A 16,422-nucleotide genomic window follows, 5' to 3' on the forward strand; every position below is an offset into this window, starting at 1 on the left:
CACAGTCGGGGGCGGGGGTGTGTCTGTCGCCGGCCTCGCGTGCGGTCAGGCCGCGTCCTCCAGCGCGGCCAGCACCAGCCGGGCCGTCTCCGTGGGCGTACCGCCGACCCGCACCCCGACCGCTTCCAGCGCCTCCTTCTTGGCCCGCGCGGTGCCGGAGGAGCCGGAGACGATCGCGCCGGCGTGGCCCATCGTCTTGCCCTCGGGGGCCGTGAACCCGGCGATGTAGCCGACGACGGGCTTGGTGACGTGGTCGCGGACGTACGCGGCGGCCCGTTCCTCCGCGTCGCCGCCGATCTCGCCGATGAGGACGATGAGTTCGGTGTCGGGGTCGTCCTGGAAGGCGGCGAGGCAGTCGATGTGGGTGGTGCCGACGACGGGGTCGCCGCCGATGCCGACACAGGTGGAGAACCCGATGTCCCGGAGTTCGTACATGAGTTGGTAGGTGAGGGTGCCGGACTTGGAGACCAGGCCGATCCGTCCCGGCTTGGTGATGTCGGCGGGGATGATGCCCGCGTTGGACTGGCCGGGGGTGATCAGTCCGGGGCAGTTGGGTCCGACGATCCGGGTGCCCTTGGCCCGCGCGTACGCCGTGAAGGCGACGGAGTCGTGGACGGGGATGCCCTCGGTGATGACGACGGCGAGGCCGATGCCGGCGTCGGCGGCCTCGGTGACGGCCGCCTTGGCGAAGGCGGGCGGGACGAAGACGACGCTGACGTCGGCGCCGGTGACCTCGATGCCCTCGGCGACCGAGCCGAAGACGGGGACGGCACGGTCGTCGAAGTCGATCGTCCGGCCCGCCTTGCGGGGGTTGACGCCGCCGACGACGTTCGTGCCGGCCGCGAGCATCCGGCGGGTGTGCTTCATGCCCTCGCCGCCGGTCATGCCCTGGACGAGGACCTTGCTCTCCTTGGTGAGGTAGATGGCCATGTCCGGCTCCTCAGTTCGCGTGGGCGAGGTCGGCGGCGCGGCGCGCGGCGCCGTCCATGGTGGTGGCCTGGTGGACGAGCGGATGATCGCGGCCGTCGAGGATCGCCCGGCCGCGTACGGCGTTGTTGCCGTCGAGACGGACCACCAGCGGTTTGGTCAACTGGACGCTGTCCAGGGCTCGTACGATGCCGTCGGCGACGGCGTCGCAGGCGGTGATCCCGCCGAAGACGTTGACGAGGACGGACTTGACGTCGGGGTCGGAGAGGATGACGGAGAGGCCATCGGCCATGATCTGGGCGGAGGCGCCGCCGCCGATGTCGAGGAAGTTGGCCGGGCGCGCACCGCAGCCCGCCACGACGTCGAGGGTGGACATGACGAGTCCGGCGCCGTTGCCGATGACACCGACCTCGCCGTCCAGCTTCACGTAGTTGAGGCCCTTGGCCGCCGCAGCCGCCTCCAGCGGGTCGTCGTGCGCGAAGCCCTCGTCGCCCCAACGCCGCTGCCGGAAGCTGGCGTTGTCGTCGAGGGTGACCTTGCCGTCCAGGGCGAGGATCCGGCCCTGTTCGGTGCGGACGAGGGGGTTGACCTCGACGAGGAGGGCGTCCTCCCGGGTCAGTACCTGCCAGAGCCGTACGAGGACGTCGACGGTCTGCGGGGGCAGGCCCGCCGCGTCGGCGATCTCGGCCGCCTTCGCCGAGGTCACGCCCTCCACAGGGTCGACGGGGATACGGGCCACCGCCTCCGGCCGGGTCGCCGCCACCTCCTCGATGTCCATGCCGCCCTCGGCCGAGGCGATGGCGAGGAAGCGGCCGGCGGCTCGGTCGAGGACGTACGAGACGTAGAACTCGCTCTCGATCGCGACGGGTTCGGCGACCATCACCGTGCGGACGGTGTGGCCCTTGATGTCCATGCCGAGGATCTGCCGTGCCGTCAGTTCGGTGGCGGCGGGGTCGGCGGCGAGCTTCACCCCGCCCGCCTTGCCGCGCCCGCCGGTCTTCACCTGTGCCTTGACGACGACGCGTCCGCCCAGCCTGCGGGCGATCTCGCGGGCCTCCTTGGGCGAGTCGGTGACCTCGGCCCGTGGCACCGCGATGCCGTGTTCCTCGAAGAGTTCCCTTGCCTGGTGCTCGAAAAGGTCCATTCCGGCTCCTGACTCAAAAGTACCGCACGCCCCCTGGACACCACCCACCGGATGCGGGATAACAAGCTTCATACAGTATTCGTCGACTGTATGCAATCAACCGCGAGAGCGCTCCGACCCCTACGAAGACCCCGTGCAAACCCCTCGAAAACCCTACGAAGGGACAGGACTTCGCCATGCCCGACGGCAACAGCCAGGAACTCATCTCCGGTGGTCACCTCGTCGCCAAGGCACTCAAAGCGGAGGGTGTGGAGGTCATCTACACCCTGTGCGGCGGCCACATCATCGACATCTACGACGGCTGCGTCGACGAGGGCATCGAGGTCGTCGACGTACGCCACGAGCAGGTCGCCGCCCACGCCGCCGACGGCTACGCCCGGATCACCGGCAAGCCCGGCTGCGCGGTCGTCACCGCCGGCCCCGGTACGACCGACGCCGTCACCGGTGTCGCCAACGCCTTCCGCGCGGAGTCCCCGATGCTGCTGATCGGCGGCCAGGGCGCGCACACCCAGCACAAGATGGGATCCCTCCAGGACCTGCCGCACGTCGACATGATGACGCCGATCACCAAGTTCGCGGCGACCGTGCCGGACACGGCCCGCGCCGCCGACATGGTGTCGATGGCGTTCCGTGAGTGCTACCACGGCGCCCCCGGCCCCTCCTTCCTGGAGATCCCGCGTGACGTCCTCGACGCCAAGGTGCCCGTGGAGAAGGCACGCGTGCCGAAGGCCGGCGCCTACCGGGCCTCGACCCGCTCGGCCGGCGACCCCGAGGCCATCGAGAAGCTCGCCGATCTGCTCGTGCACGCCGAGAAGCCCGCAATCCTGCTGGGCAGCCAGGTGTGGACGACCCGGGGCACCGAGTCCGCCATCGAGCTGGTGCGCACGCTCAACATCCCGGCCTACATGAACGGCGCGGGACGCGGCACCCTCCCGCCCGGCGACCCGCACCACTTCCAGCTCTCCCGCCGCTACGCCTTCTCGAACGCCGATGTCATCGTCATCGTCGGTACGCCCTTCGACTTCCGCATGGGCTACGGCAAGCGGCTGTCGCCGGACGCGACCGTCGTCCAGGTCGACCTCGACTACCGGACCGTCGGCAAGAACCGCGACATCGACCTCGGGATCGTCGGCGACGCGGGCCTCGTGCTCAAGTCGGTGACGGAGGCGGCTTCCGGACGCGTCAACGGGGGCGCGTCGAGGCGCAAGGAGTGGCTCGACGAGCTGCGCGCCGCCGAGCAGGTGGCCATCGAGAAGCGGCTGCCCAGCCTGAAGTCCGACGCCTCGCCGATCCACCCCTACCGGCTGGTCAGCGAGATCAACGACTTCCTCACCGAGGACTCGATCTACATCGGCGACGGCGGCGACATCGTCACCTTCTCCGGTCAGGTCGTGCAGCCCAAGTCACCCGGGCACTGGATGGACCCGGGGCCCCTCGGCACGCTCGGCGTCGGCGTCCCCTTCGTGCTCGCCGCGAAGAAGGCGCGGCCCGACAAGGAGGTGGTGGCCCTCTTCGGTGACGGCGCCTTCTCCCTCACCGGCTGGGACTTCGAGACCCTCGTCCGCTACGACCTCCCCTTCGTCGGGATCATCGGCAACAACTCCTCCATGAACCAGATCCGTTACGGCCAGGCCCAGAAGTACGGCCTGGAGCGTGAGCGGATCGGCAACACCCTCGGCGACGTGCACTACGACAAGTTCGCCCAGATGCTGGGCGGTCACGGCGAGGAGGTCCGCGACCCCGCCGACATCGGCCCCGCGCTCCGGCGCGCCCGCGAGTCGGGCAAGCCGTCGCTCATCAACGTCTGGGTCGACCCGGACGCGTACGCCCCCGGAACCATGAACCAGACGATGTACAAGTGAGGTGACCTCGGCATGACCAAGGCTCTCGAAGGCATCCGCGTCCTCGACATGACGCACGTCCAGTCCGGCCCGTCCGCCACCCAACTCCTCGCCTGGCTCGGCGCGGACGTGGTGAAGCTGGAGGCGCCGACCGGGGACATCACGCGCAATCAGCTGCGCGACCTCCCGGACGTCGACTCCCTCTACTTCACGATGCTCAACTGCAACAAGCGGAGCATCACCCTCAACACCAAGACCGAGCGCGGCAAGGAGATCCTCACCGAGCTGATCCGGCGCTCGGACGTCATGGTCGAGAACTTCGGACCGGGCGCGGTCGACCGGATGGGCTTCACCTGGGACCGTATCCAGGAGATCAATCCGCGTATCGTCTATGCCTCCATCAAGGGGTTCGGGGACGGTCCGTACACCAACTTCAAGGCGTACGAGGTCGTCGCTCAGGCCATGGGCGGGTCCATGGCGACCACGGGCTTCGAGGACGGGCCGCCGCTGGCGACGGGGGCCCAGATCGGGGACTCGGGCACGGGCATCCACGCCGTGGCGGGGATTCTCGCGGCGCTGTACCAGCGGGAGAACACCGGGCGTGGCCAGCGGGTCAATGTGGCCATGCAGCATGCCGTCCTCAACCTCTGCCGGGTGAAGCTGAGGGATCAGCAGCGACTGGCACATGGCCCGCTCCGTGAATATCCCAACGACGACTTCGGCGACGAGGTTCCCAGGTCCGGAAACGCGTCCGGCGGCGGTCAGCCCGGCTGGGCCGTGAAGTGCGCGCCGGGCGGCCCCAACGACTACGTCTACGTGATCGTGCAGCCCGTGGGCTGGCAGCCGATGAGCGAGCTGATCGGCCGGCCCGAACTGGCGGACGACCCCGAGTGGGCGACCCCCGAGGCCCGGCTGCCCAAGCTCAACAAGATGTTCCAGCTGATCGAGGAGTGGTCGTCCACCCTGCCCAAGTGGGAGGTGCTGGAGCGGCTCAACGCCCACAACATCCCGTGCGGGCCGATCCTCTCCACCAAGGAGATCATCGAGGACGAGTCCCTGGTCTCCAACGAGATGGTCGTCACCGTCCCACACCCCGAGCGCGGCGACTTCGTCACCGTCGGCAGCCCGCTGAAGCTGTCCGACTCCCCCGTGGACGTGACCAGTTCACCGCTGCTCGGCGAGCACAACGAAGAGGTCTACGTCGGTGAGCTGGGGCTCGGCGACGAGGAGCTGCGCCTGCTCAAGTCGAACGGAGTGATCTGATTGATGGCCGAAGACCGGGTGCTGAGGGTGCGCACGCTGCTCGACGCCGTACGGGCCGAGGGCCGGAGCGCGCTGACCGCCCCCGAGGGCAAGGTGATCGCCGACGCGTACGGGATCGCCGTACCCGGCGAGGAGTTGGCGCGGGACGTCGACGAGGCCGTGTCGTTCGCGGCGCGCTTCGGCGGGCCGGTGGTCATGAAGATCGTGTCGCCGGACATCCTCCACAAGACCGACGCGGGCGGTGTGATCGTCGGAGTGGAGGGCGCGGGTGACGTACGGGCCGCGTTCCACACGATCGTCGACAACGCGCGCGCGTACGCGCCGGACGCCCGGATCGAGGGTGTCCAGGTGCAGGAGCTGCTGCCGAAGGGGCAGGAGGTCATCGTCGGGGCGGTCACCGACCAGACGTTCGGGAAAGTCGTCGCGTTCGGGCTCGGCGGTGTGCTGGTGGAGGTCCTCAAGGACGTGACGTTCCGGCTCGCACCGGTCGACGCGGACGAGGCGCTCTCCATGCTGGACTCGATCCGCGCGGCGGAGATCCTGCGCGGGGTGCGCGGCGCGGCCCCGGTGGACCGGTGGGCGATCGCCGAACAGATCCGCCGGGTCTCCGAACTGGTCGCGGACTTCCCGGAGATAGCCGAGGTGGACCTCAACCCGGTGATCGCGACCCCGGAGGGGGCGGTCGCGGCGGACATCCGGGTGATCCTCGCGGAGTCCGTGCCGAAGCCGAGGCGCACGTACACGCGGGACGAGATCCTGACGTCGATGCGCCGGCTGATGCAGCCCTCGTCGGTGGCCGTGATCGGTGCCTCCAACGAGCAGGGCAAGATCGGCAATTCGGTGATGCGCAACCTCATCGACGGGGGTTTCGCCGGGGAGATCCATCCGGTGAACCCCAAGGCCGATGACATTCTGGGCCGCAAGGCGTACAAAAGTGTCACGGACGTTCCCGGTGAGGTGGATGTGGCGGTCTTCGCGATCCCCGCCAAGTTCGTGGCCGCGGCGCTGGAGGAGGTGGGCCGCAAGGGCGTCCCCAACGCCGTACTGATCCCGTCGGGCTTCGCGGAGACCGGCGAGCACGAACTCCAGGACGAGATCGTGGCGATCGCCGAGCGGCACGGCGTCCGGCTGCTCGGGCCGAACATCTACGGCTACTACTCGACCTGGCAGGACCTCTGCGCCACGTTCTGCACGCCGTACGACGTCAAGGGCGGGGTGGCGCTGACCTCGCAGTCCGGCGGGATCGGGATGGCCATCCTGGGCTTCGCGCGGACCACGAAGACGGGTGTGTCGGCGATCGTGGGGCTCGGCAACAAGTCGGACCTGGACGAGGACGATCTGCTGACCTGGTTCGGCGAGGACCCGCACACCGAGTGCATCGCGATGCACCTGGAGGACCTCAAGGACGGGCGGGCCTTCGTGGAGGCCGCGCGAGCGACCGTCCCCAAGAAGCCGGTCGTGGTCCTCAAGGCGGGCCGTACGGCGGCCGGGGCGAAGGCGGCGGGCTCCCACACGGGCGCGCTGGCCGGCGACGACGCCGTGTACGAGGACATCCTGAAGCAGGCGGGTGTCATCAGGGCGCCCGGGCTGAACGACATGCTGGAGTACGCGCGCGCGTTGCCGGTGCTTCCGGCTCCCCGGGGCGACAACGTCGTGATCATCACGGGCGCCGGTGGCAGTGGTGTGCTGCTCTCCGACGCGGTGACCGACAACGGGCTGACCCTGATGGAGATCCCGCCGGACCTGGACGCGTCCTTCCGCGAGTTCATCCCGCCGTTCGGCGCCGCCGGCAACCCCGTTGACATCACCGGCGGCGAGCCGCCGTCGACGTACGAGGCGACGATCCGGCTGGGTCTGGAGGACCCGCGTATCCACGCGCTGGTCCTCGGCTACTGGCACACCATCGTCACTCCCCCGATGGTCTTCGCGGAGCTCACCGCGCGCGTGGTGGCCGAGTTCCGGGAGCGGGGCATCGAGAAGCCCGTCGTGGCGTCGCTCGCGGGCGACGTCGAGGTGGAGGATGCCTGCCAGTACCTCTTCGAGCGGGGGGTCGTGGCGTACCCGTACACGACCGAGAAGCCGGTGGCGGTGCTCGGCGCGAAGTATCGCTGGGCGCGGGCGGCCGGGTTGTTGGGGGGCGGCCGATGAGCTGAGCGACGGCTCGAACCACGGGGCCCGCGGCGACCGCTCACCGCGGGCCCCGGCGCAAAGAAGCACGGACAGGGGGCGCTGGCCAGACTTCTTCCACGCGGAGGGTTCGATCGACATGGCAACAACTGACATCTCCACACCCGTCCCCTACCGGGAGGTGACGGACGCCAACGGCCGGATGTACCGGATCGGCGAGTCCGACCTGGACATCATGGGGCGCAAACGCAAGTGGATGGTCATCCTGCCGTGGGTGGGCATGATGGGCATCAGTTCGGCGGAGTACGCGTTCGCGTCCGCCGAGGACACGCTGCACACGGCGCACAGCTGGAGCAGCGCGCACATCTTCTGGATGCTGGGCGTCTGGGTGTTCTTCCAGGCGGCCGTCGCCTTTCCCGCCGGAAAGCTGCGGGAGAGCGGCAAACTCCCGGCCCGCTGGGCCATGATGTTCGGTGCCGTCGGCACGCTGCTCGGCTATCTCTCCCTGGCGTTCGCACCGCATGTGATCGTCGCCTACATCGGCTTCGGCATGTTCAGCGGCATGGGCGCTGGCATGGTCTACGCGACCTGCGTGAACATGGTCGCCAAGTGGTATCCGGAGCGCAAGGGCGGCAAGACCGGCTTCGTGAACGGTGGTTTCGCCTACGGTTCGGTGCCGTTCGTCTTCATCTTCACCGGCTACATGGACCTGACGAACTTCCGCTGGGTGCTCGTCGCGGTGGGTGTCTTCCTGGCCTCCGTCGTGGCGGTGGCGGGCTACTTCTTCCGGGACCCGCCGAAGAACTGGTGGCCGTCCGCGGTCGACCCGCTGAAGAAGCCCACCGACGCGCGCGCCCGGCGCGCGATGGAGAAGAACCCGCCCGCCGTGCACCAGTACACCCCCAGGGAGGCGTGGAAAACGGGCCGGGTGGCCCTCATGTGGTTCTGTCTGCTGTGCACCTCGGGTGTGAACATCTTCGGTATCGCCTTCCAGGTACCCTTCGGTGACGAGGCGGGCTTCGCGGGCGGCATCGTGGCGACCGCGATGTCCCTGAAGGCGATCGTCAACGGCACCGGCCGCGGTGTCATCGGCTGGCTGTCCGACCGGTACGGCCGCAAGCAGTGCCTGATCTTCGTCTGCATCGTCCTCGGTCTTTCGCAGTACGGCATCCTGTTCTCCGGGAACATCGGCAATCTGCCGCTCTTCCTGCTGTTCTCCTCCATCTCCGGCTTCGGCGGCGGCGCGATCTTCCCGATGTTCGCCGCGATGACCGCGGACTACTTCGGTGAGAACAACAACGCCTCCAACTACGGCCTGGTGTACTCGTCGAAGCTGGTGTCGGGTCTGCTCGGCTCCGGCATGGGCGCGGTCGTGGTCTCCGCCTGGGACTACTCCGGTGCCTTCGTGCTGGCCGGTTCGATCTCCCTGTTCGCCGGCTGTGTGGCCGTGTTCCTGCACCCGCCGGGGCGGCCCCGTGACCGGCACATCACTCCCAACCCCCGTCCGCTCGGTGACGAAGTGGCCTGACGCCTTCGCGTACGGCAGCAGGCGGCCGCCCCGTGGTCCCGCACCACGGGGCGGCCGCCTGCTGCCGTCGTCGTCCGAGCCGGTCAGCACTTCTCCCGCAGCGAGTGCAGATGCTCGCTGGAGCGGCGGGCGAAGGTGAAGGACTCGGCGGGGTTGTCGTGTTCGGCCTGCCAGTGGTGGGCGCGTCGGGAACCCTTCAGATCGTTGACGGCCGAGATGAACTTCTGGTAGTTGATGTCGCCGTCGCCGACGTCCGTCATGCGGTAGCCGAACGGGTTGGACGGGTCGCTCTCGCCGTCCTTGACGTGGAACAGCGGGTAGCGGTCCGGGCGGCGCACGACGTAGTCGAGCGGCTCGAACGGCGCGGCGGTGCCGTCGGGCCGCTTGGAGAAGCGGAACTGGGCCACGTACGCCCAGAAGATGTCCATCTCCAGGAAGACGAGGTCGGGGTCGGTCTCACGGAGCAGTACGTCGTAGAGGCGCACCTTGGGGTCGTCGGTGGCGAAGGAGAACTCCTCGGAGTGGTTGTGCTGGTAGAACTTCATGCCGCGCGCCCGGGCCGCCGCGCCGTAGGTGTTGAACTCGTGCGCGGCCCGCTTCATCGCGTCGACGGTCGTGCCGTAGCGGAAGGGGCCGGCGGCGGTGCCGATGTGCTTGAGGCCGAGGGCCTGGGCATCGTCGAGGACCTTGGTGAGGTTCTGGGCGAAGGTGTACGCGTTCGGGTCGCTCGCGTAGTAGCCGACGTGGCTGCCGATCGGGTTCAGGCCGTGGTCGCGCGCCAGCCGCTTCAGTTGTTTGAGGGTGATGGCGCCCGCCGAGCCCTGGGTGTAGCCGGCGAACTCGACCTCGTCGTAGCCGTACTTCTCCAGCTCGGCGAAGACGGGGGCGAAGCCGAGGGTGGAGACCTTGTCGCGCAGGCTGTAGAGCTGGATGCCGAGCCGGCCGGGCGGCAGGACGGGGCGGCCCCGGCCCCGGCCCTTGCCCGTGGCTCCGGTGGCGGTCGCGGCCTCGGTGCCGGCGGCGGCCTGCGCCGGGGCCGCCGCGCCCAGCAGGGCGGCGACGGTGGCGCCTGCGGCCACGCCGAGCATGCCTCGTCTGCTGAGGCGGTGGGTGAGTTCGGGATCGGGCTGGTGCGTGCGGCTCATGCTGGAACTCCTCCGGGTGGGCGGGCGTTGTCAGTGGTGAGTGCTTCACTTGTGACCAGTCAGGACCTCTGGGTCCTGGGCACCGGTCAGGAGAGACCGGCAAGTCGGAGCAGGAGTGCTTTCACATCGGTGGCCGCCACACGGTCACCGACGGCTCGGGGGGTGGAGCAGATGATGAGCGGACCGTCGTCGTCGCTCGCGGGAAGGCGGCCGTGGCTGCCTCGAATAGGCGAGGGGTCCAGCGGCACGACCGCCATGCGGTAGCGCAGCCCCAGTTTCTTGCGGGCCAGTGCCGTGGCCGCCTTGAGCTTCACCAGCGGGTCGAGCGGGTCCATGAACAGCTCGACCGGGTCGTAGCCGGGTTTGCGATGGATCTCGACCAGTCGCGCGAAGTCGGGCGCGCGGTCGTCGTCGAGCCAGTAGTAGTACGTGAACCAGGCGTCCGGCTCCGCGACGGCGACGAACTCGCCGGAGCGCGGATGGTCGAGGTGATGGGCCTTCTTGCCCTCGTCGTCGAGGAGTTGACCGATCCCGGGCAGGTCCGCGAGGGCCTCCCTGGTGGCGTCCAGGTCCTCGGGGCGGCGTACATAGACATGGGCGATCTGGTGGTCGGCGACCGCGAAGGCCCGTGAGGCCATCGGGTCCAGGTACTCCATGCCGTCCTGGGTGTGCACGTCGAGGAGGCCGGCGCGGCGCAGGGCGCGGTTGATGTCGACGGGCCGTTCGGCGCGGGTGATGCCGTACTCGGAGAGCGCGACGACGGTACGGCCCTCCGCGCGGGCGTCGTCGAGCAGGGACGCCACGGCCTTGTCGAGGTCGGCGGCGGCCTTGAGGGAGCGCGGGTCGTCGGGGCCGTAGCGCTGCAGGTCGTAGTCGAGGTGGGGGAGGTAGCAGAGCGCCAGGTCGGGGCGGCGGGTGCGGACGATGTGGCGGGTCGCGTCGATGATCCAGCGGCTGGAGACCAGGTCGGCGCCCGGTCCCCAGAAGTGGAACAGGGGGAACGTGCCGAGTTTCGCGGTGAGTTCGTGGTGCAGGGCCGGGGGCCGGGTGTAGCAGTCGGGTTCCTTGCGGCCGTCGGAGTAGTAGATCGGACGGGGGGTGACGGTGATGTCGGTGTCGGCGCCCATGGCGTACCACCAGCAGATATTGGCGACCGTGTAGCCGGGGTGGACGCGGCGGGCGGCGTCCCAGAGTTTGTCCCCGGCGACGAGACCGTTGTGCTGGCGCCACAGCAGGACGTCGCCGAGTTCACGGAAGTACCAGCCGTTGCCGACGATGCCGTGCTCGGCGGGGAGCGTGCCGGTGAGGAACGTGGACTGGGCGGCGCAGGTGACGGCGGGCAGGACGGTGCCGAGCGGGGCGCGGGAGCCGGACTGTCCGAGGGCCTTGAGGTGGGGCATGTGGTCGAGGAGACGCGGGGTGAGGCCGACGACGTCCAGGACGAGGAGAGGAGTGGGCCCGGCTTCGGGTGGCGGGGTCGTGGCGGCCTCGGGGTTCATGGCAGCTCCTTGAGGCCGAGGTCCGTCAACAGGTCGCGGGCGAGGGCGAGTTCGGCGGCGATGCCGTCGGCGAGCTGGGCGCGGGTGCTGGGGCGCAGCTCGGTCGGCAGGGCCTGCCAGGTGTAGGTCTCGACCTCCAGATGGCGGGTGACGGGGTGCGCGCCGCCCACCAGATGGGTGAGGGCGGCTTTGAGGACCGGGAGGGTGGAGGTGAGGGGTTCGGCGGGGGCCGCGTGGAGCGGGACGTGGAAGTGGGCGCGCCAGGGGGAGGCGTCGGGCAGGGCGTCGCCGCCGAGGGCCTCGCCGAGGTCGTCGGTGCCGCGCAGACCGGCGGCGGTGGAGGTGCGGGTCTGGTGCAGGAAGCGGGGTTCGTCGAAGGCGGCGAGGGCTTCGCGGACCTCGGGGAGGTGCGGGTGTTCGGCGTGCAGGGCGGCCGAGAGCTGGGATTTGACGACGGGGACGCCGGCGCGGGTGAGCGCGTCCAGGGCGGTGTGCGGGTCTTCGAAGGAGGTGGCGAGATGGCAGGTGTCGACACAGATCCCGATGCGGTCGTGGCCGATGTCGGTCAGCGGGCCGATGGCGTCGGCAGTGGTCTCGACGGTGCAGCCGGGCTCGGGTTCCAGGCCGACCCGGATGGAGCGGCCGGTCAGCTCGGCGACGACGTCGAGGCGTTCGGCGAGGGTGCGCAGGGCCGTGCGGGACCGGGCGGCGCGGGTGTCGTCGTAGGCGGTGCGCCAGGCCAGCGGGAGGGTGGAGACGGTGCCCTCGGTGACGTCGTCGGGGAGGAGCCGGGCCAGGACGCGGGCGAGGGAGGTGGTGTGGTCGAGGCGCTTGGGGTCGGCCCAGTCGGGCCGGTAGACGCGGTACTTGACCTCTTCGGCGCCGAAGCCCTGATAGGGGAAGCCGTTGAGGGTGACGACCTCCAGGCCGCGCCGGTCGAGTTCGGTGCGCAGACCGCGCAGCGCGGACGGGTCGGTCACCAGGGCCGTGGCGGCGTCCCTGGCCAGCCACAGGCCGATACCGAGGCGGTCGCGGCCGAGGCGGCGGCGTACGGGTTCGCAGTGGTCGCGGAGCTGGGCGAGGACACCGTCGAGGGTCTCGGCCGGGTGCACATTGGTGCAGTAGGCGAGGTGGACGGTGGAGCCGTCGGGGTGGCGGAAGCGCATGGGTCACTCACCGCCGCGCAGGATGCTGTTGCCCTCGTGGGTGAGGCCGGTGGCGGTGGGGTCGAGGTCGAGCCGGCCGCTGAGTCCGTAGAACGCGACCGGGTTGCGCCACAGCACCAGGTCGACGTCGTCCTCGTCGAACCCGGCGGCGAGGAGGGCGTCGGCGACCCGGCGGGTCTTCAGGGGGTCGCTTCTGCCCCAGTCGGCGGCGGAGTTGACCAGCACCTTCTCCGGGCCGAACTCCTTGAGGACGGCGACCATCCGCTCCTCGTCCATCTTGGTGTCGGGATAGACGGAGAAGCCGAGCCAGGCGCCGCTGCCCTTGGCCTCCTTGACGGTGGTCTCGTTGAGGTGGTCGAGCAGGACGCGGTCGACGGGCAGTGCGGAGGCCCGTACGGCGTCGAGGGTGCGGCGCAGACCGGCGAGCTTGTCCCGGTGCGGGGTGTGGACGAGGGCGGGCAGGCCGTGGTCGGCGGCCAGTTGGAGCTGGTGTTCGAGCGCGTGGTCCTCGGCCGGGGTCATGGAGTCGTAGCCGATCTCGCCGACGGCCACCACCCGGTCCTTGAGCAGATAGCGGGGCAGCCGTTCCAGGACGGGTGTGCAGCGCGGGTCGTTGGCCTCCTTGGGGTTGAGGGCCAGGGCGCAGTGGTGGGCGATGCCGTGCTGGGCGGCGCGGAAGGGCTCCCAGCCCAGCAGGGAGTCGAAGTAGTCGACGAAGGAGTCGGGCGAGGTGCGGGGCTGGCCCAGCCAGAAGGCCGGCTCGACGACCGCGCGGACGCCCGCCCCGCGCATCGCCTCGTAGTCGTCGGTGGTGCGAGACGTCATGTGGATGTGGGGATCGAAGATGCGCATCAGGACTCCTTGGATTCCTTGGACTCCTTGCCGTCGAGGCCGGGCTCGGCGGCCGGTGGGGGCGCGGTCAGGGCCAGGACGCGGTACAGGTCCTCGGGTACGGGACGGCCCGCGGCGGTGCGTTCCTCGGCGTAGTCGCCGAGCATGCGGGCGAGTTCGGTGTCGCCGTGGGCGCGTCGGGTCAGGTCGGTGACCTCGTCGAGGCGCACTCCGGTGAACAGGCACTTGAGCACGGCGTGCCGCCAGGGGTGCGGGGCCAGATGGCGGGCGGCGTACGGGCCGAGGGCCGCGGCGACCAGGCGGGTGTCGTTGGTGCGCAGGGCGTCCTCGACGAGGGGCACGGCGTCGGGGCCGGCCACGAGGTGGGGCAGGGCGTGCAGGACGGCTCGGCGTTCGTCGGCGGTGCCCTGGCGGTAGACCCGGGTGAGCGCGTCGGTGTCGGCGCGGGCCGCGTGCAGGATCAGGACGCGGACGGCGTCGGCGTGCTCGGTACCGCAGCGGCGGCCCGCCTCGGCGAGACGCAACTCCCAGACGGCGATGGGCCCGTGGGTGCCCGGCTGGTCGGCGGCCTCGTCCAGCGCCCGGCCCAGCCAGGCCCGGGCGTCGCCCGCGAGATGGGCGTTCAGGCGGCGGCGCAGGTCGGCGGGGGTGGTGCGGGCGGGGTGTGCGGGGCGGGCCGTCGGGTCGGCCGGGGTGTGGTCGTGGATCACGAGGTGCTCCCGGGAGGGACCGTGCGGCTGGCCGTGGGGTGCGGCGGGGGCGGGTTGGGGAGGGATCGGTGGAGGAAGGAGAGGGACCGTTCGGCGAAGTGGGGGCCGGCGTGGGAGTGGCGGGGCAGTTCGACGACGGTGAGGGCGCGGTAGTCGACGGCGGCCAGGGCCGCCAGCACGGGCGGGAAGTCGATCTCGCCGTCGCCCAGCGGCAGATGCTCATGGACACCGCGCCGCATGTCCTCGATCTGGACGTGCCGCAGCCAGGGCGCGGCGGCGCGGACGCAGTCGGCGGGCGGAAGGGGTTCTAGGCACTGGCAGTGGCCGATGTCCAGGGTGAGGCCGAGTAGGGCGGGGCTGTCCAGGGCCTCGCGGAGGCGGTGGAAGTCGGCGAGGGTGGCGAGGAGGTGACCGGGTTCGGGTTCGATCGCGAGGGGGACGCCGGCGGCGGTGGCGGCGTCGAGGACGGGGGTGAGCGCGTCGGGGAGGCGTTTCCAGGCGGTGTCCTCGTCGGTGCCGGGTGGGGTGACTCCGCTGAAGCAGTGCACGGCGTGGGCGCCCAGGTCGGCGGCGACCTGTACGGCACGGATCAGCAGGTCCGCCCGGCGGGCACGGTCGTCCGGGTCGGGGTCCAGCAGCGTGGGGCCGTGCTTGCGGCGGGGGTCCAGGACATAGCGGGCCCCGGTCTCCACGGTGACGGCCAGCCCGAGCTGGCCGAGCCGCCGCGCGAGGCATCGGGTGCGGGCGGCCAGGTCCGGGGCGAGCGGGTCGAGGTGCATGTGGTCGAGCGTCAGGCCGACGCCGTCGTAGCCGAGGTCGGCGAGGAGGGCGAGGGCGTCGTCGAGGCGGAGATCGGCGAGGCCGTTGGTGCCGTAGCCGAAGGAGAGGGGGAGGGATGGGTGGCTCATCGGGCCTCCTCGCGCTGCTCCGGTCCGTTGACGTCCTGCCGCCGCAGCCGCTCCGCGAAGCCCGCCAGCGCCGCGTACTGCTCCCCCAGTGCCGCCGGGCCCTCCCCCACCGGGTCCTTGAAGTAGAAGCCCAGGTCGGACAGGGGGCCGGAGAGGCCTGCCTCGTGGGCCCGGGACAGGAGGCGCGCCAGGTCCAGGATCAGGGGCGCGGCGAGCGCCGAGTCACAGCCCTGCCAGGTGGTCTGGAGGACCATGCGGGTGCCGAGGAAGCCGTCGAAGGCGATGTGGTCCCAGGCGGTCTTCCAGTCGCCGAGGGCGGGGACGTCGTCGATGTGGGTCTCGCCCTCGGGGGTGCCGCCCAGGCTGTCGGTCAGGACGCGCTCCTTGCCGGCGTTCTTGGCAGCGGCGGCGGCCGGGTCGGCGAGGGCGGCACCGTCGCCGCCGCCGAGCAGATTGGTGCCGGACCAGGCCCGGACGGCGAGCGCCCGCTGGGCGAACATCGGGCCCAGGACCGACCGGAGCAGGGTCTGCCCGGTCTTGCCGTCACGGCCCGCGTGAGGGAGCCCGGAGGCGGCGGCGAGGGAGGCGAGGGCCGGGTGGTGGAGACCGGCCGAGGGGGTGAAGTTCACGTAGGGGCAGCCCGCGCGGAGAGCCGCCGCCGCGTAGAGGGAGCTGGGCGGCAGGGCGGCGCCGGTGGCGGCGGGTTCCGTGGAGGCCACGTTCACCACCACGGCTCGGGTCAGCCCCCGGCGTCGTACGAAGTCGTCGATGTCGGCGGCGAAGGCGGCGATCAGTTCGTCGGGGGTGCGGGTGTCGCCCGGGAGGGGGCCGCCGGGCCTGATCTCCCGGTCGGCGGCGGCCAGTTCGGCGGCGATCGCGGCGGGGAGACCGTGCGGCAGGACGCCCCCGGCGGTCAGGGCCTCGGCGCGTTTTGGCAGGGGGCAGTCGACCGTGTCGTGGCCGCCGAAGACGAGGGAGGCCAGCGGCGGGAGGCCGGTGCCGGTGAAGAGGGGGGTCTCGGTGACCATGCCCGTCGGGGTGTGCAGGCCCGCCGCGACGGCCGCGCAGCCCGCGACGACGGTGGTGGCCACGGAACCGCGCGCTCCGATCAGCCAGACGCCGACGCCCGGCGGAGAATCGGGCACGGGCACGGACGCGGACATGGACACGGACATGGACACGGACATGGGCAGCCTCCTCGTCGAGCCGGTGAGCCGATAAGCCGGTGAGCCGAGCCAGTGAATCGAGCCAGTGATGGGGTGAAAGGGACAAGACGGCGGGCGGAGGTCCGGCGTCCCCCGCCCGCCGTCGC

13 protein-coding genes are annotated in these 16,422 nt (G+C 70.8%); 4 read left to right on the forward strand and 9 right to left on the reverse strand.

The annotated features are described in order from the left end of the window. Positions 1-45 precede the first annotated feature (45 nt). Both sucD and sucC read right to left on the reverse strand, forming a co-directional pair. Positions 46-930 (reverse strand): succinate--CoA ligase subunit alpha, encoded by an 885-nt coding sequence (sucD, locus tag ACZ7MG_RS23570; protein WP_471383139.1) that lies wholly within the window; start codon positions 928-930, stop codon positions 46-48. 10 nt (positions 931-940) lie between these two features. Further along, positions 941-2,071: an ADP-forming succinate--CoA ligase subunit beta gene (gene sucC / locus ACZ7MG_RS23575; RefSeq protein ID WP_471383140.1), complete on the reverse strand. Its 1,131-nt coding sequence runs from the start codon at positions 2,069-2,071 to the stop codon at positions 941-943. 176 nt (positions 2,072-2,247) lie between these two features. On the opposite strand from sucC, the gene ACZ7MG_RS23580 reads away from it, so the two are divergent. From ACZ7MG_RS23580 to ACZ7MG_RS23595, 4 genes are all read left to right on the forward strand, one after another. After that, the gene (locus ACZ7MG_RS23580; RefSeq protein ID WP_471383142.1) at positions 2,248-3,933 is read left to right on the forward strand and encodes a thiamine pyrophosphate-binding protein; all 1,686 of its coding nucleotides are present in this window, start codon (positions 2,248-2,250) and stop codon (positions 3,931-3,933) included. A 12-nt stretch (positions 3,934-3,945) separates the two neighbouring features. Continuing rightward, positions 3,946-5,175: a formyl-CoA transferase gene (gene frc, locus ACZ7MG_RS23585; protein WP_471383144.1), complete on the forward strand. Its 1,230-nt coding sequence runs from the start codon at positions 3,946-3,948 to the stop codon at positions 5,173-5,175. A gap of 3 nt (positions 5,176-5,178) precedes the next feature. After that, positions 5,179-7,323 (forward strand): acetate--CoA ligase family protein, encoded by a 2,145-nt coding sequence (locus ACZ7MG_RS23590; protein ID WP_471383145.1) that lies wholly within the window; start codon positions 5,179-5,181, stop codon positions 7,321-7,323. Between the two features lie 118 nt (positions 7,324-7,441). Beyond that, positions 7,442-8,830, forward strand: a complete 1,389-nt coding sequence (locus ACZ7MG_RS23595) for an OFA family MFS transporter (protein WP_471383147.1) — start codon at positions 7,442-7,444, stop codon at positions 8,828-8,830. Positions 8,831-8,913: 83 nt separating this feature from the next. Here ACZ7MG_RS23595 and ACZ7MG_RS23600 read toward each other — a convergent pair whose 3' ends face one another. The 7 genes from ACZ7MG_RS23600 to ACZ7MG_RS23630 all read right to left on the reverse strand — a co-directional run bounded on the left by ACZ7MG_RS23600 (position 8,914) and on the right by ACZ7MG_RS23630 (position 16,273). Then, positions 8,914-9,975 (reverse strand): sugar phosphate isomerase/epimerase family protein, encoded by a 1,062-nt coding sequence (locus ACZ7MG_RS23600; protein ID WP_471383149.1) that lies wholly within the window; start codon positions 9,973-9,975, stop codon positions 8,914-8,916. A gap of 86 nt (positions 9,976-10,061) precedes the next feature. Then, positions 10,062-11,474 (reverse strand): nucleotide pyrophosphatase/phosphodiesterase family protein, encoded by a 1,413-nt coding sequence (locus ACZ7MG_RS23605; protein WP_471383151.1) that lies wholly within the window; start codon positions 11,472-11,474, stop codon positions 10,062-10,064. Beyond that, positions 11,471-12,640: a metabolite traffic protein EboE gene (eboE, locus tag ACZ7MG_RS23610; RefSeq protein ID WP_471383152.1), complete on the reverse strand. Its 1,170-nt coding sequence runs from the start codon at positions 12,638-12,640 to the stop codon at positions 11,471-11,473. Before eboE ends, ACZ7MG_RS23605 begins: the two co-directional genes overlap by 4 nt. Before the next feature lie 3 nt (positions 12,641-12,643). Continuing rightward, entirely contained in the window at positions 12,644-13,492 is an 849-nt protein-coding gene (locus ACZ7MG_RS23615; RefSeq protein ID WP_471383153.1) for a TatD family hydrolase, read from the reverse strand. Further along, entirely contained in the window at positions 13,492-14,202 is a 711-nt protein-coding gene (locus tag ACZ7MG_RS23620; protein ID WP_471383155.1) for an EboA domain-containing protein, read from the reverse strand. The genes ACZ7MG_RS23615 and ACZ7MG_RS23620 overlap by 1 nt, the downstream gene beginning before the upstream one ends. After that, positions 14,199-15,110: a sugar phosphate isomerase/epimerase family protein gene (locus ACZ7MG_RS23625; RefSeq protein WP_471383156.1), complete on the reverse strand. Its 912-nt coding sequence runs from the start codon at positions 15,108-15,110 to the stop codon at positions 14,199-14,201. The genes ACZ7MG_RS23620 and ACZ7MG_RS23625 overlap by 4 nt, the downstream gene beginning before the upstream one ends. Then, positions 15,107-16,273 (reverse strand): inositol-3-phosphate synthase, encoded by a 1,167-nt coding sequence (locus ACZ7MG_RS23630; protein ID WP_471383991.1) that lies wholly within the window; start codon positions 16,271-16,273, stop codon positions 15,107-15,109. The genes ACZ7MG_RS23625 and ACZ7MG_RS23630 overlap by 4 nt, the downstream gene beginning before the upstream one ends. Positions 16,274-16,422 lie beyond the last annotated feature (149 nt).

Source organism: Streptomyces sp. NPDC107538, from assembly GCF_055657445.1.